The organism is Mesorhizobium sp. M0854, from assembly GCF_040319815.1.
Classification (GTDB): domain Bacteria; phylum Pseudomonadota; class Alphaproteobacteria; order Rhizobiales; family Rhizobiaceae; genus Mesorhizobium.
Map to the genome: position 1 here is coordinate 88,722 of NZ_JAMYOL010000013.1, position 23,093 is coordinate 111,814.

19 protein-coding genes are annotated in these 23,093 nt (G+C 63.9%); 9 read left to right on the forward strand and 10 right to left on the reverse strand.

The features are described from left to right. Positions 1-9: 9 nt before the first annotated feature. From NKH99_RS20640 to NKH99_RS20650, 3 genes are read right to left on the reverse strand one after another with little or no spacing between them, the layout of a single operon-like run. The gene (locus NKH99_RS20640; protein ID WP_352539846.1) at positions 10-753 is read right to left on the reverse strand and encodes a hypothetical protein; all 744 of its coding nucleotides are present in this window, start codon (positions 751-753) and stop codon (positions 10-12) included. Further along, positions 725-2,440 (reverse strand): hydantoinase B/oxoprolinase family protein, encoded by a 1,716-nt coding sequence (locus tag NKH99_RS20645; protein ID WP_352539845.1) that lies wholly within the window; start codon positions 2,438-2,440, stop codon positions 725-727. Before NKH99_RS20645 ends, NKH99_RS20640 begins: the two co-directional genes overlap by 29 nt. A 1-nt stretch (position 2,441) precedes the next feature. After that, positions 2,442-4,526: a hydantoinase/oxoprolinase family protein gene (locus tag NKH99_RS20650; RefSeq protein WP_353015222.1), complete on the reverse strand. Its 2,085-nt coding sequence runs from the start codon at positions 4,524-4,526 to the stop codon at positions 2,442-2,444. 218 nt (positions 4,527-4,744) lie between these two features. Here NKH99_RS20650 and NKH99_RS20655 point away from each other — a divergent pair, with 218 nt between their 5' ends. The 5 genes from NKH99_RS20655 to NKH99_RS20675 all read left to right on the forward strand — a co-directional run bounded on the left by NKH99_RS20655 (position 4,745) and on the right by NKH99_RS20675 (position 11,091). Then, positions 4,745-5,572, forward strand: a complete 828-nt coding sequence (locus NKH99_RS20655; RefSeq protein ID WP_352771472.1) for a ferredoxin--NADP reductase — start codon at positions 4,745-4,747, stop codon at positions 5,570-5,572. 162 nt (positions 5,573-5,734) lie between these two features. Beyond that, complete coding sequence (deoC, locus tag NKH99_RS20660) at positions 5,735-6,784, forward strand: deoxyribose-phosphate aldolase (RefSeq protein WP_353015224.1); 1,050 nt, start codon at positions 5,735-5,737, stop codon at positions 6,782-6,784. Positions 6,785-6,797: 13 nt separating this feature from the next. After that, positions 6,798-9,170 (forward strand): aldehyde dehydrogenase family protein, encoded by a 2,373-nt coding sequence (locus NKH99_RS20665; protein WP_352979572.1) that lies wholly within the window; start codon positions 6,798-6,800, stop codon positions 9,168-9,170. A 177-nt stretch (positions 9,171-9,347) separates the two neighbouring features. Then, entirely contained in the window at positions 9,348-10,079 is a 732-nt protein-coding gene (locus NKH99_RS20670) for an SDR family oxidoreductase (protein WP_352473100.1), read from the forward strand. A 166-nt stretch (positions 10,080-10,245) separates the two neighbouring features. Further along, complete coding sequence (locus NKH99_RS20675) at positions 10,246-11,091, forward strand: fumarylacetoacetate hydrolase family protein (protein ID WP_352684100.1); 846 nt, start codon at positions 10,246-10,248, stop codon at positions 11,089-11,091. Positions 11,092-11,196: 105 nt separating this feature from the next. Here the strand turns inward: NKH99_RS20675 and NKH99_RS20680 are convergent, their stop codons facing one another. The 6 genes from NKH99_RS20680 to NKH99_RS20705 form a co-directional block, all read right to left on the reverse strand. Beyond that, positions 11,197-12,195 (reverse strand): ABC transporter ATP-binding protein, encoded by a 999-nt coding sequence (locus NKH99_RS20680; protein ID WP_352527632.1) that lies wholly within the window; start codon positions 12,193-12,195, stop codon positions 11,197-11,199. Between the two features lie 15 nt (positions 12,196-12,210). Beyond that, positions 12,211-13,272 (reverse strand): Gfo/Idh/MocA family protein, encoded by a 1,062-nt coding sequence (locus NKH99_RS20685; protein WP_353015227.1) that lies wholly within the window; start codon positions 13,270-13,272, stop codon positions 12,211-12,213. After that, a complete protein-coding gene (locus NKH99_RS20690; protein ID WP_352449604.1) occupies positions 13,269-14,108 on the reverse strand; it encodes a carbohydrate ABC transporter permease in 840 nt (279 codons plus the stop codon). The genes NKH99_RS20685 and NKH99_RS20690 overlap by 4 nt, the downstream gene beginning before the upstream one ends. Before the next feature lie 12 nt (positions 14,109-14,120). Further along, on the reverse strand, positions 14,121-15,044 hold the full coding sequence (locus NKH99_RS20695) for a carbohydrate ABC transporter permease (protein WP_023718922.1): 924 nt from the start codon (positions 15,042-15,044) through the stop codon (positions 14,121-14,123). Between the two features lie 239 nt (positions 15,045-15,283). Beyond that, positions 15,284-16,543 (reverse strand): ABC transporter substrate-binding protein, encoded by a 1,260-nt coding sequence (locus NKH99_RS20700; protein ID WP_352449606.1) that lies wholly within the window; start codon positions 16,541-16,543, stop codon positions 15,284-15,286. 2 nt (positions 16,544-16,545) lie between these two features. Continuing rightward, entirely contained in the window at positions 16,546-17,505 is a 960-nt protein-coding gene (locus NKH99_RS20705; RefSeq protein ID WP_031212743.1) for an N-acetylmuramic acid 6-phosphate etherase, read from the reverse strand. 198 nt (positions 17,506-17,703) lie between these two features. On the opposite strand from NKH99_RS20705, the gene NKH99_RS20710 reads away from it, so the two are divergent. Genes NKH99_RS20710 through nagA form a run of 4 tightly spaced genes read left to right on the forward strand, consistent with a single transcriptional unit; the run spans position 17,704 to position 21,561 of the window. Next, entirely contained in the window at positions 17,704-18,585 is an 882-nt protein-coding gene (locus NKH99_RS20710) for a glucosamine kinase nucleotide-binding domain-containing protein (RefSeq protein WP_353015230.1), read from the forward strand. Beyond that, positions 18,582-19,364 carry a GntR family transcriptional regulator gene (locus tag NKH99_RS20715; protein WP_352472800.1) on the forward strand — a complete coding sequence of 261 codons (783 nt, stop codon included), beginning with the start codon at positions 18,582-18,584 and terminating at the stop codon, positions 19,362-19,364. The genes NKH99_RS20710 and NKH99_RS20715 overlap by 4 nt, the downstream gene beginning before the upstream one ends. Continuing rightward, entirely contained in the window at positions 19,361-20,392 is a 1,032-nt protein-coding gene (locus NKH99_RS20720) for an SIS domain-containing protein (protein ID WP_352683876.1), read from the forward strand. The genes NKH99_RS20715 and NKH99_RS20720 overlap by 4 nt, the downstream gene beginning before the upstream one ends. Next, positions 20,389-21,561, forward strand: coding sequence for an N-acetylglucosamine-6-phosphate deacetylase (nagA, locus tag NKH99_RS20725; RefSeq protein WP_353015232.1), 1,173 nt, complete (start codon positions 20,389-20,391; stop codon positions 21,559-21,561). Before NKH99_RS20720 ends, nagA begins: the two co-directional genes overlap by 4 nt. 2 nt (positions 21,562-21,563) lie before the next feature. Here nagA and NKH99_RS20730 read toward each other — a convergent pair whose 3' ends face one another. Then, on the reverse strand, positions 21,564-23,087 hold the full coding sequence (locus NKH99_RS20730; protein WP_353015234.1) for a malonate--CoA ligase: 1,524 nt from the start codon (positions 23,085-23,087) through the stop codon (positions 21,564-21,566). Positions 23,088-23,093 lie beyond the last annotated feature (6 nt).

Here is a 23,093-nt window from a genome sequence, read left to right on the forward strand (position 1 = left end):
TCAACGCCTTTAATTTCCGGGAAAGTTCAGATTGTTCTCGATGGTCTCGCTGGCCCAAGCGAGCTTTTCGCGATCGTCGGGGCGCAAGGGAGCCTCGACCGCGACGGTGAACAAGTGCCAGGCGAGACTGTCGGATAGAAGCCATGTGGTGACCTGTTCGCTGAAGATCACGTGCCCCTTATCGAGTGTCTTGATGTTGCCGGTAATCAAGTCCGCACAGTGCAACATGGCCTCGGGGTAAGGGCTATCATGCCATGCCGCTAATGCAGCTGCTACATCCATTCCGGCAAGCACTATGCCCTCCAGCCAGGGAACCGCGTTCCCTTCATCGGGATGCATGGTCATCGCTTTTCGCCAGGCAGCCTGAAACAGCTCCTCGACAGCCTGCTGTTCTTCCAACGGCCAATCGCGCCAGGAGGTCCTTTCGAGCTTTGCGGCAATCACGTTGGCGTCGAACCCCATCGAAGGTTCGCCTTGGATGGCAAGTTCAAGCACTCTCGGCAGAAAGTGCCGGTAGTCATCGACGTCGCCGACCGTCCATATGGCCGATCCGGCATAGGCGCCGAGGTTTTCACCACTGAGCTCCCGAAGCGGACCACTGGATACTCCCCGAAAGATCGATTCCAAATCCTTGTACGGCGAGCCATGCAGGTGGCGGGGCGATGGATAAGACGCGAAAGCGGCATAGACGCGTTCGACTGCGTAGGCCAGTTCAGACGAGAGATCAGCCTCCAGGGGATTTGGGTTGCTCATCCGCTACGACTCCGAACAGGTCTCTGGCTTGCTCTGCGGTATAGTAGCCAAGCTTGACATCCCGAGCGACCAATTGCGGATCGCGCTGCAACGGATCGCCGTAGCCGCCGCCGCCCGGTGTGCCGACGCGCACGCGGTCGCCTGCCTTCAGCGCGATGTCCTGTTCCTTTGAGAGGTGCGGCGGCACATGTTCCTCGCCGTTGCGGAACACAGTCACCGTGTTGACCGCGCCGTCCTTGCCGCCGAGCGCGCCTTGCGGGCCGAACCGGCCGTGATCCATGACGAAAGAGGCGCGGGCGTCGCCGCGCAGGATCTCTACCTCATAGGCGAGCCCAAACCCGCCGCGGTGCTTGCCGGCGCCACCCGAGCCTTCGCGCAGCGCATAATGCCGGTAGAGCACCGGGAAGGCCTGCTCCATGATCTCGACCGGCGGCGACTTGGAGATGCCGATGGTCGAGCAGCCATTGGTCAGGCCGTCGTGACCGGCATTGCCGCCATAGCCGCCGCCGGAGATCTGGTACATGACATAATCGCGGCCACGGACCGGATCGTTGCCGCCGAGCGCGAAATTGCCGCTGGAGCCAGCCGGAGCCGCCGTCACCCTGTCCGGCAGGGCCTGCACCATCGCCGCGAACACCGCCTCGGCGATGCGCTGCGAAACCTCAGCCGCGCAGCCCGATACCGGCCGCGGATATTTGGCGTCGAGGAAGGTGCCTTCCGGCCGCTTGACGATCAGCGGCTCGAAGGCGCCGGCGCTGATCGGCACATCGGGGAAAATGTGCCGCATGGCGAGATAGACCGAGGACAAGGTCGTCGCCAGCACGCTGTTCATCGGCCCAGCGCAGGGCTTTGACGAACCGGAGAAGTCGAAGCTGAGCGTGTCGCCCTGTTTTTCGGCCGCCAGCGCGATAGTCAGCGGCTCGTTTACCACGCCGTCTGAATCGACGAAGGCCTGCGAGCGATAGATTCCGTCGGGAATGGCCGATATGTTGACGCGCATCTGTTCAGCGGCGCGGCGCCGCAATTCGGCGATCGCTTCGACAACCGTTTCATCTCCGTAACGATCCAGGATTCCGTTAAGCCTGTCCTGGCCGATCAGCAGTGCCGCCGCCTGCGCGCGGATATCGCCAATGCGCTGGTCGGCGACACGGATGTTGGAGCAGATGATGGCGTAGATCTCCGGGTCGAGCACGCCCTTCTTGAACAGTTTCACCGGCGGCAACCGCAAGCCTTCCTGCTCGACCGCCGTTGCCGAGGCGGAGAATCCGCCCGGCACCGAACCGCCAATGTCGGGCCAATGGCCGGTGTTCGAAAGCCAGCAGAATATCCTGCCGTCGCGGTAGACCGGCATGGCGAAGCGCACATCCATGAGATGGGTGCCGCCGAGATAGGGATCATTGACGATGTAGATATCGCCCGGCTCGGGCGGCAGGCAGCGTCCGTCGGCGATCATCTTGATCACGGTTTTGGTCGAATACTGCATGACGCCGACGAACACCGGCAGGCCCTGGCTGCCTTGCGCGATCAGCGAACCATCGAGCGCCGAATAGATGCCATCCGAACGGTCATTGGCCTCGGCGATGACAGGCGAGAACGCGGCGCGCGAAAATGTCAGGTCCATTTCGTCGCAGACTTGCTGTAGCGCCGCCTGGATGACCGAAAGGGTGATGGCGTCGAGTTTTTCCATCTCAGGCCTCGCCGATATCGATGATGATGTTGCCGTCGGCATCCGATCGCGCCCGGTCGCCGGGCTCCAGCACAGTCGTCGCGTCCATCTGTTCGAGGATCGCCGGCCCCATGATGACTGCGCCGAGCGGCAGCTTTTCCCTGCTGTAGACCGGCGTATCGTACCAGCGCCCGCCATACCAGACCGGCCGGATTTCGCGCCGCGCCTCTTCGAGCGTTTTGGCGCGCCCAGCCGGATCGATCAGCCGGGACAGATCGATGGTCGGCCGCACGCCAGTGACCGACGTGTTGAGGTTGACCAGATTGGCGCGGATCTCGGGTAGCTCGACCTTGAAGCGGGCGAAATAGGCACTCTCGAACAGTTGCTGCAGTACCTCGCGTGTCACCGCAGACGACGGCAGCGGCACGTTGATGATATGCGTCTGGCCGACGAACTGCATGTCGGCGGAATGCGTGATACGGATTGCTTCCGGCTTCACCGCTTCCTTGCCGATCAGCTCCTCGCCTTCGTTTCGGTGCCGTTCCAATGTCTCGTGGAGTTGGGTTTCATCGAGACTGGCCACCGGCTGGTTGACCGTGTTGACGAAATCATGGCGCAGATCGGCGACGACGCAGCCGAGAGCATTGGTGATGCCCGGCCGCGCCGGCACCAGCACTTTCGGCAGGCCTAGTTCGCGCGCCAATGCCGTCGCATGCAGCGGCCCGGCGCCGCCGAAGGCGAACAGCGCGAAATCGCGCGGGTCGTGGCCGCGCGACACCGAGACCATGCGGATGGCGCCAGCCATTTTCACGTTGCCGAGCCGCAGCACCGCACCCGCCGCCTCGACGCCGGACAAGCCTGTGGCGCGGCCGATCCTGTCCTCGAATATACCGGTGACCCGCTCGACGGTGACCGGGTTTTCCACCGCGAGCAGCTTCTTCGGCGCCAGCCTGCCGAGCACCAGATTGGCGTCGGTGATGGTCGGCTCCAAGCCGCCGCGTCCGTAGCAGATTGGCCCGGGATTGGCGCCGGCGCTTTCCGGGCCGATCTGGATCAGGCCGGCCGCATCGACGCGGGCGATCGAGCCGCCGCCGGCGCCGACCGTATGCACCGCCACCATTGGCACGTGGATCGGCATCGCATATTCGATCTCGATCTCGTTCGACACCGCCGGCTCGGCGTTGCGGATCAGCGCCACGTCGGTCGAGGTGCCGCCCATGTCATAGGTGACCAGGTTTTCGAAGCCGGCGCGTTTTCCGGTATAGGCGGCAGCGATGACGCCGGAAGCGGGGCCGGACATGACGGTCTTGGCCGACTCACGTGTGACAAAGCGGGCCGAGATCATGCCGCCATTGCCGTTCATGATCAGGAAGTCGCGGGCGTAGCCTTTTGACGCCAGCTCCTTGCGCAGCCGCTCGACATAGCGTTCGAGGATCGGTTGCACCGAAGCGTTGACCGAAGCGGTCACCCCGCGCTCGAATTCGCGCGCTTCCGAAAGCAGGGCGTGGCCTGTCGTGATGTAGCCGTTCGGCCAAAGCTCGGCCGCGATCTCGGCGGCGCGCCGCTCATGCGCCGGGTTGGCGTAGGAATGCAGGAAATGGATGACCAGGGATTCGCAGCTGGCTGCGATCAGTTGTGAAATCGCTGTCCGCATCTCGGCCTCGTCGAGCGGGATGCGCGCCGCGCCCGAGGCCTCGACCCGCTCCGACACTTCGAACCGCAGATTGCGCGGAATGATCGGGACGAACGTGCCCGTCATGCCATAGGCCTGCGGCCGTGTCCGCCGGCCAAGCTCGATGACGTCGCGAAAGCCGCGCGTGGTGATCATGCCGGTCTTGGCCAGCCGGCGCTCCAGGACCGCGTTGGTGGTGGTCGTCGTGCCGTGCACTATGAGGTCGATGCCGTCGACCGGAAAGCCGGTGGCGCCAAGTGCTGCAACGACGCCGAACGCCTGGTTGTCGACCGTGGTCGGGGTCTTGGCGATATGCACCCGGCCACCGTCACGGCCGTCGATCAGAAGGAGGTCGGTAAAAGTTCCGCCGACATCGATGCCGGCGACGACGCCGCCAGTCGAATCCAGCGCTTGCGCCGAAAAATTCTGTCCCATTGTCGAAACCCGAAATGCCCGAACTGCCTAGATGCCTTAGTTTGGAAAGCTGTTTTACGGTGGCGTCTTGACGCAAATATCGTTTGTATACTAATAAATTCCGGACACAAGAGCTTACCGCTTCGGAGTGTGCAAACGGCACGCTGGAACCTGACCGGTTCGGGCGCGCAGGTGGAGATTTGGCGCCGGCGCTGAGCCGGCCCAGAAGGTTAGGTTTGATGAACACCACATCCGCGTTCAACACAGCCGGCGCCCGGCCGCTGCAGTTCCCGATACCGGCCAATGTCTATGCCGAAACCGTCGTCTCGGTGAAGCATTATACCGACCGGCTGTTTTCGTTCCGCATCACCCGGCCGCAGTCGCTGCGCTTCCGCTCCGGCGAATTCGTCATGATCGGCCTGCCCAATGCCGAGAAGCCAGTATTCCGCGCCTATTCGATCGCCAGCCCGTCCTGGGACGACGAACTCGAATTCTTCTCGATCAAGGTGCCGGACGGCCCGCTTACCTCGGAGCTGCAGAAAATCGGGATCGGCGATACAGTCATCATGCGGCAGAAGTCGACCGGCACGCTGGTGGTCGACGCGCTGACGCCGGCCAAGCGCCTGTTCATGATCTCGACAGGTACCGGCATCGCACCCTTCGCCAGCCTGCTGCGCGATCCCGACACCTATGAGAAGTTCGAGCAGGTGGTCCTGACCCATACCTGCCGCGACAATGCCGAGCTCACCTACGGCCAGGAGCTGGTGACAGCGCTTGAGAAGGACCCGCTGATCGGCGAACTGACCGGCGGCCGCGTCACGCTGTATAATTCGACGACGCGCGAGACCTCCGTGCGCATGGGCCGCATCACCGCGCTGATCGGCTCGGGCAAATTCTACACCGATCTCGGCATCGACAGGCTCAATCCCGAGACCGACCGCATCATGATCTGCGGCTCGATGCATATGCTCAAGGACGTCAAGGAACTGGCCGAAAGCCTCGGCTTCCAGGAAGGCTCGCTGCACCATCCGGCAAGCTTCGTCGTCGAGCGCGCCTTCGTCGGCTGAGACGCGCAGTTCAGCGTCCACTGGTTCGAGACCCTGATTTTGATCATGCGGTCAAAAATCGGCTGCCTTGACTGTCTTTTTCCGTTATGACCGCTTGAAGGACTCGTGAAGCGCTGCTTCACGGTCTATCTTCGGCATAAGTCGCTGAACAAGAGGCAGGAGATGAGCAGCACAATCCGCGAAACCGATCTCGGCACGTCCAAGATCACGCCGCTGCCGGCGCGCGCCGCCGCCAATGCGCCGATGCCGCAAGCCCATGGCATTGCTCGCAATCCCGGCATGAGGCTCGATCTCGGCTTCATGGAATCGATGCGCGGCGTCAACCGCTCGGCGCTGGAACGCCGCGTCGCCAGCCTGACCAAAAGACGCTCGATCAAGGCCGATAACCAGGCGGCCTGGCTGCTGCGCGCCGTCGCCTGCATGGACCTGACGACGCTGAACTCGAACGACACGGAAGAGCGCGTGCGCAGGCTCTGTGCCAAGGCAGTCAACCCGTTCCGTCGCGACATCGTCGAGGGGCTGGGCATTACTGGTGAAAATATCCGCCCGGCGGCGGTCTGCGTCTATCATCCCTTCGTCGCCACCGCCGTAGAAGCGCTGCGCGGCAGCGGCGTCCATGTCGCCGCCGTTTCGACCGCCTTCCCGCATGGCCTTGCACCGCTTTCGACGCGCCTGCAAGAGATCGAAGCATCGGTCCGCGACGGCGCCGACGAGATCGACGTCGTCATCCCGCGCGGCCTGGTATTCGCGGCGAAATGGCAGGAGCTCTATAACGAGATCGTCTCGATGCGCGCCGCTTGCGGCGAGGCGCATCTGAAGGTGATCCTCGGTACCGGCGACCTCGCCACGCTGCGCAACGTCATGCTCGCCTCGATGGTGGCGATGATGGCGGGTGCAGATTTCATCAAGACCTCGACCGGCAAGGAAAGCGTCAACGCGACGCTGCCGGTCGGCCTTGCCATGGTGCGCGCTATCCGCGCCTATTTCGAGGAAACCGGCTATCTCATCGGCTTCAAGCCGGCCGGTGGCATTTCCACGGCAAAAGCCTCGCTCGATTGGCTGGTGCTGATGAAAGAAGAACTGGGCCGGCCGTGGCTGGAGCCGGAGCTGTTCCGTTTCGGAGCATCGAGCCTTTTGACCGATATCGAGCGCCAGCTCGAGCATCATCTGACCGGCCACTACTCGGCCAATCATCGCCACGCGATGGCGTGATTCGGAGCGCTTCATGAACATCCTCGAACGCTATCACGCCATGGAATACGGCCCGGCGCCGGAGGCGCGCAACGAGGCCGATGCGTGGCTTGCCGCGCGGGATTTCGGCAAAGCGCTGTTCATCGGCGGCGACTGGAAGGCAGCCAGCGGAGGCAAAACCTTCGACACCAGCGATCCGTCCTCGGGAAAGCTGCTGGCCAAGGTGTCGGATGCCGGTGCCGCCGATATCGACGCGGCGGTTGCGGCGGCCACAAAAGCGCTGCCGAAATGGAGCGCCAGCACCGGATATCAACGCGCCAAAGTGCTCTACGCCATCGGCCGCGCCATGCAGCGCCACCAACGGCTGTTCGCGGTGCTGGAATCGATCGACAATGGCAAGCCGATCCGCGAAAGCCGCGACATCGACGTGCCGCTGGCGATCCGCCATTTCATCCATCATGCCGGCTGGGCGCAGGCGCTGGACAGGGATTTTCCCGGCCACAAGGCCGTCGGCGTCGTCGGCCAGATCATCCCGTGGAACTTCCCGCTCTTGATGCTCGCCTGGAAGATCGCGCCGGCGCTCGCTGCGGGCTGCACCGTGGTGCTCAAACCCGCGGAATTCACGCCGCTCACCGCGATCCTGTTTGCCGAGATCTGCGGACGCGCCGGCGTGCCGAAGGGCGTCGTCAACATCGTCCAGGGCGGGCCGGAGGCGGGCGCGACCATCGTCAACCATCCCGGCGTCCAGAAGATTGCCTTCACCGGTTCGTCCGAGGTCGGCAAGATCATCCGCAAGGCCACTGCCGGCTCGGGCAAAAAATTGTCGCTGGAGCTTGGCGGCAAGTCGGCATTCGTCGTTTTCGAGGATGCCGACCTCGACAGCGCCGTCGAGGGTCTGGTCGACGGCATCTGGTTCAACCAGGGCCAGGTGTGCTGTGCCGGCTCGCGCCTTCTGGTGCAAGAAGGCATCGCCGACGCCTTCATCGCCAAGGTCAAGACGCGGATGAGCCGGCTGCGCATCGGCAGTCCGCTCGACAAGAACACCGATATCGGCCCGCTGGTCGATTTGACTCAGCTCGATCGCGTCAAGGGCCTGATCGCCGAAGGCGCCAAGCAGGGCGCGATCTGCTGGCAGCCGGACTCGGCACTGCCCGCCGCGGGCTATTACCATCTGCCAACGCTGGCGACCGGTGTTTCGCCGGCTAACATCTTGGCACATGAAGAGGTGTTCGGGCCGGTGCTCGCCACTATGACCTTCCGCAACACCGAGGAAGCGATCGAGCTCGCCAACAACACACGCTATGGCCTGGCCGCTTCGGTGTGGAGCGAGAACATCAATCTTGCCCTGCACGTCGCGCCGCAATTGAAGGCCGGCGTCGTCTGGGTCAACGGCACCAATATGTTCGACGCCTCCTGCGGCTTTGGCGGCTACCGCGAGAGCGGCTTTGGCCGCGAAGGCGGGCGCGAGGGCATGTTCGAATATCTCTCGGCAAAACTGCCGCTCGGCCCGATCATCAAACCGGCAACGTCTTCGGCCCGACCTGTCGAGCAGGCGGAAGGTGGCGCCATCGACCGCACGGCAAAGCTGTTCATCGGCGGCAAGCAGGTCCGGCCGGACGGCAATTATTCCTTCGCCATCGCCAGCGCCAAGGGCAAGCTTGCCGGCGAGATCGGTCTCGGCAACCGCAAGGATATCCGTGACGCCGTCGCGGCCGCGCGCGCCTGCAAGGCCTGGCCGGAGGCGACCGCCTACAACCGCAGCCAGGTGCTCTATTACCTGGCCGAAAACCTTTCCGGCCGCGCAGACGAGTTTGCCGCCCGTTTGACCCAGCTCACCGGCGCGACCGCCAAGGCGGCGCGTGACGAGGTCGAGCTGTCGATCGAGCGCCTTTTCCTCTATGCCGGCTTGGCCGACAAATTCGAGGCCCGCGTCCACCAGCCGCCGGCCCGCGCCGTCACATTGGCGCTGCACGAGCCAGTCGGCGTCGTCGGCATCATCGCGCCGGATAATGCGCCTCTGCTTGGCCTGATCTCGCTGGTGGCGCCGGCGCTTGCCATGGGCAACACCGTAGTCGCAGTGCCATCCGAAAAATACCCGCTGCTTGCCACCGACCTCTACCAGGTCATCGAATATTCCGACGTTCCCGCAGGCGCCATCAATATCGTTACCGGCCGTAGCGCCGAGCTTGCCGGCGTATTGGCCAAGCATGACGATGTCGACGGGCTCTGGGTGTTCGCCGATGCCGAGACTTGCGCCAAGGCCGAGGCCGAGTCCATCGGCAATCTCAAACGCGTCTGGACCGGCAACGGCCACAGCCTCGACTGGCCCTCGAACGAAGCAGCCGGCGATGCCTTGCTGCGCCGTGCGATCGAGGTCAAGAACGTCTGGGTGCCCTACGGCGACTGAGTGTCCCGGAGGGACGTCCGGGCTTGACGGGCCAACAAATGTTCTTTACCGAGAAAAAACATTTGGCCGGCAGGCGAATATCGAAACAGGCGGGATGGTAGTGCCCGGCTGGCACATTGCGCCCCGGCCTAATGCCGGTAAAAAGCCGAACGATCACAGACGGGCGAGGAGAGAAGCATGGCGGATCTGACAGGCAAGGTCGTTGTCGTCACGGCGGCGGCGCAAGGCATCGGCCGGGCGAGCGCGCTGGCGTTCGCCAAGGCCGGCGCCGTCGTCCATGCCACCGACATTAACGAGGTGGTGCTCGCCGACCTCGGCAAGACGCCCGGTATCAAGACCCGCAAGCTCGACGTGCTGAACGACGAGGCGGTGAACGCCGCTTTTGCCGAGATCGGCGCCGTCGACGTGCTGTTCAACTGCGCCGGCTTCGTCCATTCCGGCTCGATCCTCGAGATGAAGGACGGCGATCTCGACTTTGCCTATGATCTCAATGTCCGCTCGATGATCCGCGCCATCCGCGCCGTGCTGCCCGGCATGCTGGAGCGCGGCGACGGCTCGATCATCAACATGGCGTCGCTGGCCAGTTCGACCAAGGGCGTGCCGAACCGCTTCGTCTATGGCCTAACCAAGGCAGCCGTCATCGGCCTGACCAAGTCGGTCGCCGCCGACTATGTCGGCAAGGGCATACGCTGCAATGCGATCTGTCCGGGCACGGTCGAAAGCCCGTCGCTGCAGGACCGCATGCATGCGCAGGGCGACTACGAAGCAGCTCGCGCCGCCTTCATCGCCCGCCAGCCGATGGGCCGCCTCGGCACGCCCGAGGAAATCGCCGATCTCGCCGTCTATCTGGCCGGCGCCACCTATACGTCGGGGCAGGCTTATAATATCGACGGTGGCTGGTCGATCTAAGAGGCCATTTAAAAACCCTACTCCGCCGGGCGCCTGACGCGGCTTTCTGCGCTTCCGGTGCTCACGTACTTTAAGTACGCTCCGCTCCGGTTCTCGAAACCCACGCCATTCGCCGCAGCGGAGCGAGTTTGCAAACGGCCTCTGGTCGCAACTGGGAGAAAACTGCATGAAACTGCTGCGCTATGGCGAGGCGGGGAGCGAACGCCCCGGCCTGCTCGATGCCGATGGAACGATCCGCGACCTCTCCGCCCATGTCACCGACATTGCCGGCAAGGCGCTTGACCCGGCATCGCTCGAGACATTGTCGAAGCTCGACCCGAAGACGCTACCGGCGGTTTCCGGCAAGCCACGCATCGGCGCCTGCGTCGCCGGCACCGGCAAATTCATCTGCATCGGTCTCAACTATTCCGACCATGCTGCCGAAACCGGCGCCACCGTGCCGCCGGAGCCGATCATCTTCATGAAGGCAAGCTCGGCTATTGTCGGGCCGAACGACGACGTGCTGATCCCGCGCGGCTCGGTGAAGACCGACTGGGAGGTCGAGCTCGGCGTGGTGATCGGCAAGACTGCAAAGTATGTCACCGAGGCCGAGGCGCTTGATTATGTCGCCGGCTATTGCGTCGCGCACGACGTCTCCGAGCGCGCCTTCCAGGCCGAGCGCCAGGGCCAGTGGACCAAGGGCAAGTCCTGCGACACGTTCGGGCCGATCGGCCCGTGGCTGGTGACCAAGGACGAGATCAAGGACCCGCAGAACATCCCGATGTGGCTGACGGTCAACGGCAAGACCATGCAGAACGGCTCGACCAAGACCATGGTCTTCGGCGTCGCTTATCTCGTCTCCTATCTCAGCCAGTTCATGTCGCTGCACCCGGGCGACATCATCTCGACCGGCACGCCGCCCGGCGTCGGCCTCGGCATGAAGCCGCCGGTCTTCCTGAAGCCCGGCGACGTGGTCGAGCTCGGTATCGAAGGACTGGGCATCCAGAAGCAGACGTTCAAGGCGGATTTGTAGGCGGCGCTTTGCCTTCTCCCCTGGGGGCTAGCGTGCGCACACATCTGCTTCGGAGAGGTGTGCGCACGCTAGCCCACAAGGGGAGAAGGGGAGTCGGCACCTGCGCTATTTCAGCACCTTCCCATCGGCCCCAAACCGGTATGTCTTTGCCGGATCCGGCGTCGCGTAGAGCGTGGCACCCGGTTCGGCGTTATAGACGCCGAAGATGCGCACTGTGATCAAGCCGGCCTTCTCGCAGTCGAGATAGAGATTGGTGTCGGCGCCAAGGTGCTCGGCATGGACGACCGTGCCTTTCCAGGCGCCGGATTTCGGATCGACGGTCAGGTGCTCGGGGCGGACACCGATGGTCTTGGCCGTCTCGCCAAGCCTGGCCCCGTCGACGAAGTTCATCTTCGGTGAGCCGATGAAGCCGGCGACGAATTCATTTGCCGGCGAATTGTAAAGCTCCATCGGTCCGCCGATCTGCTCGATCTTTCCCGCGTTCAGCACGACGATCTTGTCGGCCAGTGTCATCGCCTCGACCTGGTCGTGGGTGACATAGATCATCGTGGCCTTCAGCCGGCGATGCAATTGCGCGATCTCCAGCCTGGTGTTGACGCGCAGTGCGGCGTCGAGGTTCGACAGCGGCTCGTCGAACAGAAAAAGCTTGGGCTCACGCACCACGGCGCGGCCGATGGCGACGCGCTGGCGCTGGCCGCCGGACAACTCGGCCGGCCGCCTCGAGAGGTAGGGCTCCAGCGACAGCATCGAGGAAGCGATGCCGATGCGGCGGTCGATCTCGGCCGCCGGCGTGCCCGCCTGCTTGAGGCCGAGGCCCATATTGTTCTTCACAGTCAGATGCGGATAGAGCGCATAGGTCTGGAACACCATGGCGATACCGCGCTTGGCCGGCGGCGTGGCGGAGACGTCCGCCCCGTCGATCACCACGCGGCCCGAGGTCGAGTCCTCCAGCCCGGCAATGACCCTGAGCAGCGTCGACTTCCCGCAGCCGGATGGACCGACGAAGACGACGAACTCGCCATCCGTCACCTCGAGGTTGATGCCCTTCAGCACCTCGACCGGCCCGAAGGCCTTTTTGACATTCTCGATATTCAGCGAGCCCACGGCGTCGTCCCTGTTCTAGAGTTTCACGGCGAGGCCGCTGCGCACGCTCTCGTCTGCGGCCAAGCAGACGGCGAGCGACTTCACCGCGTCGTCCATGTGGCGGGTCAAGTCCAGATCCTCGCGGATCGCCTTCAGCACAAACGCCTGTTCCAGGTCGCAGAGGTCCTGATGGCCGGGCTCGCCTTCCATCGACAGCATTTCGTCCGGTTTGGCGAATTTGCCGTCGGCTCCGGTCGCCGCGCTGTGCAGGCGGATGGTCGAGGTCTTGGTGTGGGTGTCGATGTCGTCGGACCTGACACCCTCCTTCATGACGATCGACACGCAGCCATTGGGCGAGATCACGTCCTTGACGAAGAAAGCCGTCTCCGAAATCATCGGCCCCCAGCCGGCCTCGTACCAGCCGACCGAACCGTCGCCGAACAGCACCTGCAGATGACCGTAATTGTACATTGACGGCGCGATCTCGTCGCTCAGCCTCAGCCCCATACCGCGCACCTCGACTGGCCTGGCGTCGGTGATCTGCAGCATCACGTCGAGATAATGCACGCCGCAATCGACGATCGGCGACGTCGTCTGCATCAACTGCTTGTGCGTCTCCCAGGTATGTCCGGAGGATTGCTGGTTGAGGTTCATGCGGAACACGTAAGGGCCGCCGAGCTTCCGCGCCTCGGCAATCAGCCTGATCCAGGACGGATGGTGGCGCAGGATATAGCCGATCACCAGTTTTTTGCCGTTGGCCTTGGCGGCGGCGACGACGCGCTCTGCATCTGCGACGGTGGTTGCCAGCGGCTTTTCGAGGAAGACGTGGCAGCCGGCCTCGAACGCCTTGACGGCATAGTCAGCATGGCTGTCGGAATAGGTGGCGATGCAGGCGACATCGGGCTTTTCGTCGCGTAGCGCCTCGTCGAAGGAACGCCGGATGGCGTAGGTCGAAAGCCCTTCCGGCAGCGGCACATCGGAGCGGTTGACCAGCGCGGCGATCTGGAATCCCGGATTGGTGTGATAGGCCAGCGCATGGCTGCGCCCCATATTGCCGAGCCCGGCGACGACAACGCGAAGGGGTTTTTGCGAATTCACTTGACCGCTCCCGAAGTGATGCCGCGGATCAGCTGCCGCGAGAAGATGACGTAGAGGATCAGCACCGGCATGATCGCCAGCGACAGTGCCGCCAGGATGGCATTCCAGTTGGTGACGAACTGGCCGAGGAACAGTTGCGCGCCGAGCGTCACCGTCTTGGTTTCCTCCGACGGCGCCAGGATCAGCGGGAACCACAGATCGTTCCAGATCGGGATCATGGTGAAGACGGCGACCGTCGCCATAGATGGCCTGACCAGCGGCAACACCAGGCGGAAGAAGATGGTGTATTCCGATAGTCCGTCGATGCGGCCGGCGTTCTTCAGGTCGTCGGAGACCTGCTTCATGAATTCCGACAGGATGAAGACGGCAAGCGGCAGGCCCTGCGCCGTATAGACCAGGATCAGCGCCGTCAGCGTGTTGACCAGCCCGCTCGCCACCATCAATTGCAGGATGGCGACGGTGGCAAGGCGGATCGGGATCATGATGCCGAGCGCCAGATAGAGCCCCATCAGCGAATTGCCGCGGAAGCGGTATTCCGACAGCGAGAAAGCCGCCATGGCGCCGAACAGAAGCACGAAGAACAGCGAGGCGACGGTGACGACAAGGCTGTTCTGGAAATAGTGGATGAAATCGCCCTGGCCGATCACCGTCGTGTAGCCGATCAGGTCGAAGGTCCCTGGCGTCGGCGGCGTCAGCGGCGCGCCGAAAATCCCTGCGCGCGATTTGAACGAATTCATGATCACGAGGATCACCGGAAACAGCGCGATCGCCGTGTAGGTCAGAAGGATCGCATGCGCGCCGATGGTGCGGGGCAGCGAGCGGGTTGCGGTGCTCATGGTCGCGCTCCCCTAAAACTGGTAGCGACGCAAGCGCGTCTGTACGAGGAACAGATAGACGCAGACGCCGCCGAGGATGATCAGGAACATCATCGTGGCGATCGCCGCGCCCATGTTGGGATCGCCGACCTGCAGCTGGAAACCGAAGAAGGCGCGGTAGAGGAAGGTGCCGAGAATATCCGTTGAATAGTTCGGCCCGGCCAGCGCGCCTTGCGCGGTGTAGATCAGGTCGAAAGCGTTGAAGTTGCCGACGAAGGTCAGGATCGAGATGATGCCGATCGACGGCAGGATGAGCGGCAGCTTGATCTTCCAGAACTGCGCCATCCCAGTGATGCCGTCGCATTCGGCCGCTTCGATCACCTCTTCGGGAATGGACAGCAGTGCCGCATAGATCAGCATCATCGGGATGCCGACGAACTGCCACACCGAGATCAGGCTGAGCGCGGTCAGCGCATATTGCGCCTTGCCGAGCCAGGGCGTGAACAGGCTTTTCAGGCCGACAAGGTCCATCATATGCGGCGCCACGCCCCATAGCGGCGACAGGATCAGCTTCCAGGCGAAGCCGACGATGACGAAAGACAGGATCGTCGGTACGAAGATCGCCGTGCGGTAGAAGGCGGAAAACCGTAGCCTGGGGCTGGACAGAAGTGCGGCCAAAAGGACGCCGATCGGGTTCTGCACCAGCATGTGGATGATGAAGAACCAGACATTGTTCCTGAGCGCGTTCCAGAAATTGACCGACCAGTTGGGATCACCGAACAGCATGCGGAAATTTTCCAGTCCGACGAAGACCTGCGACTGGTTGATGTTGCGGAACAGCGATAGCTGCAGCGTGCCGGCCAGCGGCAGGATCATGATCGCCGTATAGACCAGCAGCGCCGGCGCCAGGAAAACGCCGATATGCCAACGGAACGGTCTTTTCGGTGCTGCGGCCATGCGTTCGGTCCCCGCCGATCAGGTCTTGCTATTGCCGCCAAAGGGCGCGGCGCCTCCCTCCCCCTCGAGGGGAGGGTGCCTCGCAAAGCGAGGCGGGCGGGGTCGGCAGAGGCAGCGCGCCATCGTCGTTCGACCGTGCTTTCGAGCAGCGATCAAGCCGCAGCCTGCCTCGACCGACCCCCTCTGTCGCCTTCGGCGACATCTCCCCCTCGAGGGGGGAGACAACGCTTCGCCGCGCTTTACTTCGCCGGCTTGTACCAGCTGTCGAGGCCGTCCTGCAGCTTCTTGGCGGCAGCTTCCGGCGTGTCGGTGCCGTTGATGACGTTGGCCGATTCAACCCACGTCTCGTTTTCGAGGTTCGGCGTGCCGCGCGACAGGATCTGGTAGGTCGAGCGGATCGTCGACTTGCACTTGCCGCGCCAGGAGACGAATTCCTGGGCCAGCGGGTCTTCCATCTTCACCGGGGTGTTGTTCAGGCTGAAGAAGCCCGGCAGCGCGTTGGCGTAGATGGTGGCGAAATCCGGCGAGGCCACCCAGGACAGGAAGGTCTTGGCCGCATCCGCGTTCTTCGAGGCCGCATTGAGGCCCATGCCGATGTCGGTGTGGTCGGAGATGTAGCAGGTGTCGCCGGCCTTCTGCACCGGCGGCGGGAAGGCGCCCATCTTGAACTGCGCCTGCGTGTTGAACAGGCCGATCTCCCACGAGCCGGCCGGGTAGATGGCGGCGCGGCCGAGCGTGAACAGGTTCTGGCTGTCCGGATAGGTCTGCGCCTCGAAGCCGTCGCCGAGGTAGTCCTTCCACTTGGCCAGTTCCTTGAAGGGCTCGACCCACTGCGGATCGGTCAGCTTCTGCTCGCCCTTGATCAGCGCCAGGCGGCCTTCCTCGCCCTTCCAGTAGTTGGGGCCGATGTTCTGGTAGCCCATGGTCGCCGCTTCCCAGAGGTCCTTGGTGCCCATCGCCATCGGGATGTAGGTGCCGTCGGCCTTGATCTTGTCGAGCGCGGCGAAGAATTCGTCGCGCGTCTCCGGCACCTTGATGCCGAGCTTGTCGAAGGCGTCCTTGTTGTAGATGAAGCCATGGATGACGGAGGCCATCGGCACGCAGAAACTCGACTTGCCGTCGTCGGTCTGCCAGGCGGCCTTGGCGACGTCGGAGAAGTTCTCCATGCCGGGCAGGGTCGAGATGTCGGCGAGGTTGCCCTTCTTGAAGAGTTCCAGCGACTTGTCGAACGGGCGGCAGGTGATCAGGTCGCCGGCCGAGCCGGCGGCGAGCTTGGCGCCGAGGGCGGCGTCATATTCGGTCGGCGCCGACGGCGCGAACACCACCTTGATGCCCGGGTTCTTGGCTTCGAAGGCCGGGATCAGCTTGTCCTTCCAGATGGCAAGGTCGTCGCCGCGCCAGCTTTCGATGTTGAGCGTTACGTCGTCGGCATAAGCCACCCCGGCGGAGCCGAGAATGCTGGTGCCGAGAAGAAGTGCCGTCAGTAGCTTCGTTGTCATGCTCAGTCTCCCTGTTGACCTTTTTCAGGTTCGGTTTTGATGAGAACAGAGGCATTGCGCCCCTTGCTCCCCTCGATCGCGGAAAGGGCCGGCCGCAGCTTGTGGCCAGTCCCTTCCAATATCTTCTCGGCTGCATCGGCGCTGGCGGCGCCGGCGGCGAGCAGAATAGCGGTCTTGACGACGCCGCCGCTCCTTTCGAGCAGGCGCGCCGCCTCGTCCTTGTCGCGCCCGCTGACGGCGGCGACGATGCGTGCGGCGCGGTCGCGCAGCTTGATGTTGTCGGCCATGAGGTTGACCATGTAGCCGTCATGGACATGGCCGAGATGGATGGCGGCGAGCGTCGACAGCATGTTGAGCGCGATCTTCTGGGCGGTGCCTGCGCCCATGCGCGTTGAGCCGGCAATCAGCTCCGGCGGCGTTTCGAGCAGGATGGCGATGTCGGCCAGCCGCAACAGCGGCGCATCTCTGTTGTTGGCGATGGCAATGGTCGCCGCACCGCGGCGCCTGGCGTCCTCGATCGCCCTGACTGCATAAGGTGTCGAGCCGCTGGCCGAGACGGCGATCAGGCAGTCGCCCTTGCCGATGCGGGCGGCGGCAACTGCTGCCGAAGCTTCCTCGGTGTCGTCCTCCGGCCCGCCGGCCAGTGTCTTGAAGGCCTCGTCGCCGCCGGCGATCAGGATGGCGATGCGGTCGCGTTGGATGCCGAAAGTGCCCGGCAGCTCAAGCGCATCGGCCAGTGCCATCAGGCCCGAACTGCCGGCAGCCGCATAGGCGAGCTTGCCGCCGCTTTTCAGTCTGCTTGCGATGATTTCGGCTGCCGCAGCAATGGCAGGAATGGCGCCGTGCACGGCCTTGGCGGCCTCGATCTGTGCGTTGGCCAAAGAGGAAAGGACGGCTTCCGGGGCCTGGATATCCAGTCCCTCGGCATTCTGGTGAAGCGCTTCGGTGCGCGTTTCGGCCATCCGCTTTCCTCCAATCGAGAAAACCATACCAAAAAAATACCACTTGTCCACACGCATTAATGAAATCCTTGCGGCAGTGCAGGCTTGCGAACGAAATTGGCTGATTTTCCAACAAACTACGCCTTAACTTTTTGAAACGGAAATTAATCCTTGGCTATTGGTATTTTATTGGTATTATCCGCCCGGAGGAGAAATCGCGTGAAATTCGTGCTCGGCATCGATGGCGGCGGCACCAGCTGCAGGGCGGCCTTTGCAACGGCCGACGGCATCGTCCTCGGCCGCGCCAAAAGCGGTGCCGCCAACATCCGAACCGATCTCACCGGCGCCAGGACGAACATCGTCGACGCAGCGCAGCAGGCCTTTGTCGCCGCGGGCAAGGATCCCGCACTGATCCCGCAAACTCCGGCCGTTCTCGGTCTTGCCGGCGCCAATGTCGGCACCTACCGGCAGCAGCTCGAAGCGATCCTGCCGTTTCGCATCAGCCGTGTCGAGACCGACGCCGAGATCGCGCTGGAAGGCGCGGTTGGCTCCGGCGACGGCGCCATGGCCATACTCGGCACGGGCACCGCCTATATGGCACGCAAACAAGGCAAGTCGCGCGCCATCGGCGGCTGGGGGTTCCAGGTCGGCGACCAGGGCAGCGGCGCCCGTATCGGCCGCGACCTGCTCGAGCAGACGCTGCTCGCCTATGACGGCATCCGCCAGGGATCGCCGCTGACGGAGACCATGCTCGCCATCTTCCGTAACAATCCCGAGGATCTGGTCGAATTCACCACCAACGCCAAGCCCGGCGATTTCGGCGGCTTCGCGCCCAAGGTGTTCGAACATGCCGAAAAAGGCGACGTCGTCGCTATCTGGATCCTCGACAAGGCGGTCGCCGATGTCGAAGCAGCGCTTGGCGTGCTCGACCTGGGCGGCGGCGATCCGCTCTGCCTGCTCGGCGGGTTGGCGCCGCTTTACGCGCCGCGCCTGTCGGCCCGCTACCGGGCGCTGCTGAAACCGCCGCTCGACGACGCGCTGGGCGGCGCGGTTCAGATGGCGGCTCGGATTTTCGCAAACACGGCGGAGGCAGCTCGATGAGTGAGGCCGCCGACCAGATATTCGCGGCGCTGAAACAATCGTCGCAGAGTGGCGCGCCGCTCTATCTGCAGCTCAGGAAGAGTATCGAGGATGCGGTCAAACGCGGGCTGATCGGACCTGGCGATGCGCTGCCTTCCGAGCGCGACATCGCTAGCAAGGCCGACATTTCGCGCGTCACCGTGCGCAAGGCGGTGCAGGACCTGGTCAAGGGCGGCATCCTCGTCCAGCGCCATGGTTCCGGTACCTTCGTTGCGCCACGTATGGAGCGCGTCGAGCAGTCGCTGTCGATGCTGACCTCGTTTACCGAGGACATGGCACGGCGCGGCATGGCGGTGCGTTCGGCTTGGCTCGACCGCGGCCTCTATCCGCCGTCGCCCGACGAGATGATGGTGCTCGGCCTGGCATCGAACGAATTGGTTGCGCGCGTGGCGCGCCTTCGTATCGCCAACGACACGCCGCTGGCGATCGAGCGCGCCTCGCTATCGACAAGCGTGCTGCCCGATCCGGCGGCGATTGGTTCGTCGCTCTACGCCGCGTTGGAAAAGACCGGCAACAGGCCGGTGCGGGCGGTGCAGCGCATTTCCGCCACCAATCTCGGCGATAGCGACGCACAGCTGCTGGAAGTACCGCCGGGCATTGCCGGCCTGCACATCGAGCGTATCTCCTATCTGGCGAGCGGCAAGGTGATCGAGTTTACCCGCTCCATCTACAGGGGCGACGCCTATGATTTTGTCGCCGAACTCCGGCTGAGCGGGCCGGGCGAAGAGGGCCGGCCATGACCGCAACAACGACCCATATGCGGCGCGAGATCGAGGAGATCCCGGAGGCCACCGCCCGCCTGCTCGACGGCTCGGCCGCGGTGCTGACGGAAGCTGGACGCGGCATTCGCGAGCGCGATCCGAATTTCGTCGTCACCGTGGCGCGCGGCTCGTCCGACCATGCCGCGACCTTCATGAAATATGCCGTGGAGTTGACCGCCGGGCTGGCGGTTGCATCGGTCGGCCCGTCGATCGCCTCGATCTATGGCGCCAAGCTGAAGCTGGGCGGCTCGGCCTGCCTGGCGATCTCGCAGTCCGGCAAGAGCCCGGACATCGTTGCAATGGCGCAAGCGGCGAGGACCGGCGGTTCGCTGACCGTCGCCATCACCAACACCGCCGATTCGCCGCTGGCGCGGGCTTCGGACTACGCGATCGACATCCTGGCCGGACCGGAGCGCAGCGTCGCGGCGACGAAGACCTTCGTCAATTCAGCCGTCGCAGGACTCGCCTTGATGGCGCATTGCACCGGCGACGACAAACTCCTGGTGGCGCTCGCGCGCTTGCCGGAGCATTTTCGCAAGGCGATCGCCTGCGACTGGATGGCGCTGGCTGGGGCACTCGAGACGCCGAAATCGCTGTTCATTCTCGGCCGTGGCCCGTCGGCGGCGATCGCCAACGAGGCGGCGCTGAAATTCAAGGAAACCTGCGCCATGCATGCGGAAGCCTATAGTGCCGCCGAGGTCATGCACGGCCCGCTGGCGCTGGTCGGTCCCGGTTTCCCGGTGCTGGCGCTGGCTGCTCGCGATGCGTCCGAGCCATCGGTGGCCGATGCCGCCGACAGCCTGGCCGGCAAGGGCGCTGCCGTCTTTGTGACGTCGAACAAGGCAAAGAGCGCTCAGCGCCTGCCGCATGTCGCAACCGGTCATCCGCTGACCGACCCGCTGACGCTGATCGTGTCGTTCTATGGTTTCGTCGAGGCCTTTGCCCGCCATCGCGGCCTCGACCCCGACACGCCGCCCAATCTGCGCAAGGTAACGGAAACCCTATGAGCGACCGTTTTGCCCTGACTGGCGCCCGGATTTTCGATGGCGACGACTGGCACGACAATGCGGCGCTTGTCGTGTGCGACGGCCTCGTCGAGGCCATTGTTGCCGCCGGTGCCATTCCATCCGATGTTGCGCGTATCGAGACCGGCGGCGGCATGCTGGCGCCTGGCTTCGTCGATCTGCAGGTCAATGGCGGCGGCGGCGTCATGCTCAACGACCATCCGGACGTCGCCTCGATCGAGACCATCTGCCGGGCACACGCCCCCTTCGGCACGGCGGCGCTGTTGCCGACGCTGATCACCGACACGTCCGAGATCACCGCCGCGGCGGTTGCGGCCGGAGCCGAGGCGGCACGGAGGAAGGTGCCGGGGTTCCTGGGCCTGCACCTCGAAGGGCCGCATCTGTCGATCGCCCGCAAGGGCGCACATGACCCGGCTTTGATCCGGCCGATGCTAGACTCCGACCAGACGATGCTGATCGCCGCACGGAAAAACCTGCCCGTGCTGCTGACGACGGTGGCGCCCGAATCCGTCGAGCCCAGCCAGGTGTCGGCGCTTAGCAAGGCCGGCATTGTCGTCAGCATCGGCCATTCCGATATCGGCTATGCCACGGCTCGCGCCTTTGCCGAGGCCGGCGCAACGGTGGTCACCCATCTGTTCAATGCGATGAGCCAGATCGGCAATCGCGAGCCGGGGCTAGCGGGCGCCGCAATCGATACCGGCGCATTCTATGCCGGGATCATCGCCGACGGTATCCATGTCGATCCGGCCACCATGGCCATCGCCTTGCGCGCCAAGCAGGGGCCGGGCAAGATCCTGCTCGTTACCGATGCCATGGCGACGATCGGCACCGACATGACCTCGTTCACGCTGAACGGCCGCACCATCCACCGCAAGGATGGCAGGCTGACACTTGCCGACGGCACGCTGGCGGGCGCGGATCTCGACATGATTTCCGCGGTGCGCTTCATGCACCGCGTCGTCGGCCTCGACCTCGACGAAGCCTTGCGCATGGCCTCCCTCTATCCGGCGCAGGCGGTCGGCCAGTCGCACCGGTTCGGGCGCTTCGCCAACGGTACCGCGGCCAACATCGTTTCGCTGTCGGACGATCTGGACATTAAAAGCGTCTGGATCGATGGTGCCAAGGTTTTTGCAGGCAGCCCTGCTCGTTAGGGTTAGCCGGCTTTGGACGTATAGAGGTCCTTGTAGGCTTCGCGCAGCAGGTTCTTCTGCACCTTGCCCATCGTGTTGCGCGGCAGTTCGTCGACGAAGATCACCCGTTTCGGATGCTTGTACCTGGCGAGGCGCCCGGCGATGGCCTCGACGATCCCTGCGGCGCTGATGGTCGAGCCCGGCGCCCTCACCACGACAGCGGTGACGCCTTCGCCGAAATCCGGATGGGCAACGCCGATGACAGCGCTTTCGGCGACGCCAGGCAGCGCGTCGATCTCGCTCTCGACTTCCTTTGGATAGATATTGTAGCCGCCGGAAATGATCAGGTCCTTGCCGCGGCCGACGATGTGGACATAGCCGTCGGCATCGATCAGCCCGAGATCGCCGGTGATGAAGAAACCGTCGTCACGGAACTCCGCTTTGGTCTTTTCTGGCATGCGCCAGTAGCCGCAAAAGACATTGGGACCCCTCACCTCGATCATGCCGACATCGCCCTTGGCAAGTGTTTCGCCGCTCTCGGGGTCGGTGATGCGCAGGGAAACGCCGGTCACGGGAAACCCGACCGTGCCGGCACGCCGCTCGCCATCATAAGGGTTCGACGTGTTCATGTTGGTCTCGGTCATGCCGTAGCGCTCGAGGATGGCGTGGCCGGTGCGCTCTCGCCAGGCTCTGTGCGTCTCGGCCAACAGCGGCGCCGAGCCGGAAATGAACAGGCGGATGTTTTTCGCCGCTTGCCGGTTCAAACCGTCCTGCTGCAGCAGGCGGACGTAGAATGTCGGCACGCCCATCAGCACGGTGGCGCGCGGCAGCAGCGAGACGATGCGGGCCGGGTCGAATTTGGTTTCGAACAGCATCGAGGCACCGGCCATCAGGACGACATTGGTGGCGACGAAAAGGCCATGCGTGTGGAAAACCGGCAGCGCGTGAATCAGCACGTCTGCGGCAGTGAAGCGCCAGAGGTCGACCAGCACCCGCGCATTCGAGGCGAGGTTTTCGTGGCTGAGCATGGCGCCTTTCGAACGGCCGGTGGTGCCGGAGGTATAGAGGATCGCAGCAAGGTCGTCCGGTCCGCGCGCCACGTCGTGGAAGTCCACGGCCGCCTCAGAGGCCCGATCGGTCAACGAACCCTCGCCCTTGCTGCCGAGTGTCGCGACCGCAGCGCCCGAGTCCTGCGCCAAAGCGCCGATCTCGGTCACTCGCGCCGGGTCGCAGACGATCAGTCGCGGCTCGGCATCCCTGAAGAAATACTCGAGCTCGGTCAGCGTATAGGCGGTGTTGAGCGGCAGGAAGATCGCGCCGGCACGCAGACAGGCGAGATAGAGGGAAATGGCCTCCGGGCTCTTCTCGACCTGAACGGCGACGCGGTCGCCGGCTTCGACGCCCAGCTGCGACAGCACATGTGCCAGTTGAGCGGAGCGCGCCAGCATTTCGCCATAGCTGATCGAGCGCCCGTCCTCTGCCTCCATCAAAAGGCGTCCGGGCGTGGGCATCCGGGCACGGAAAGCATCGAACAGATGGTTGCTCAAAAGTCC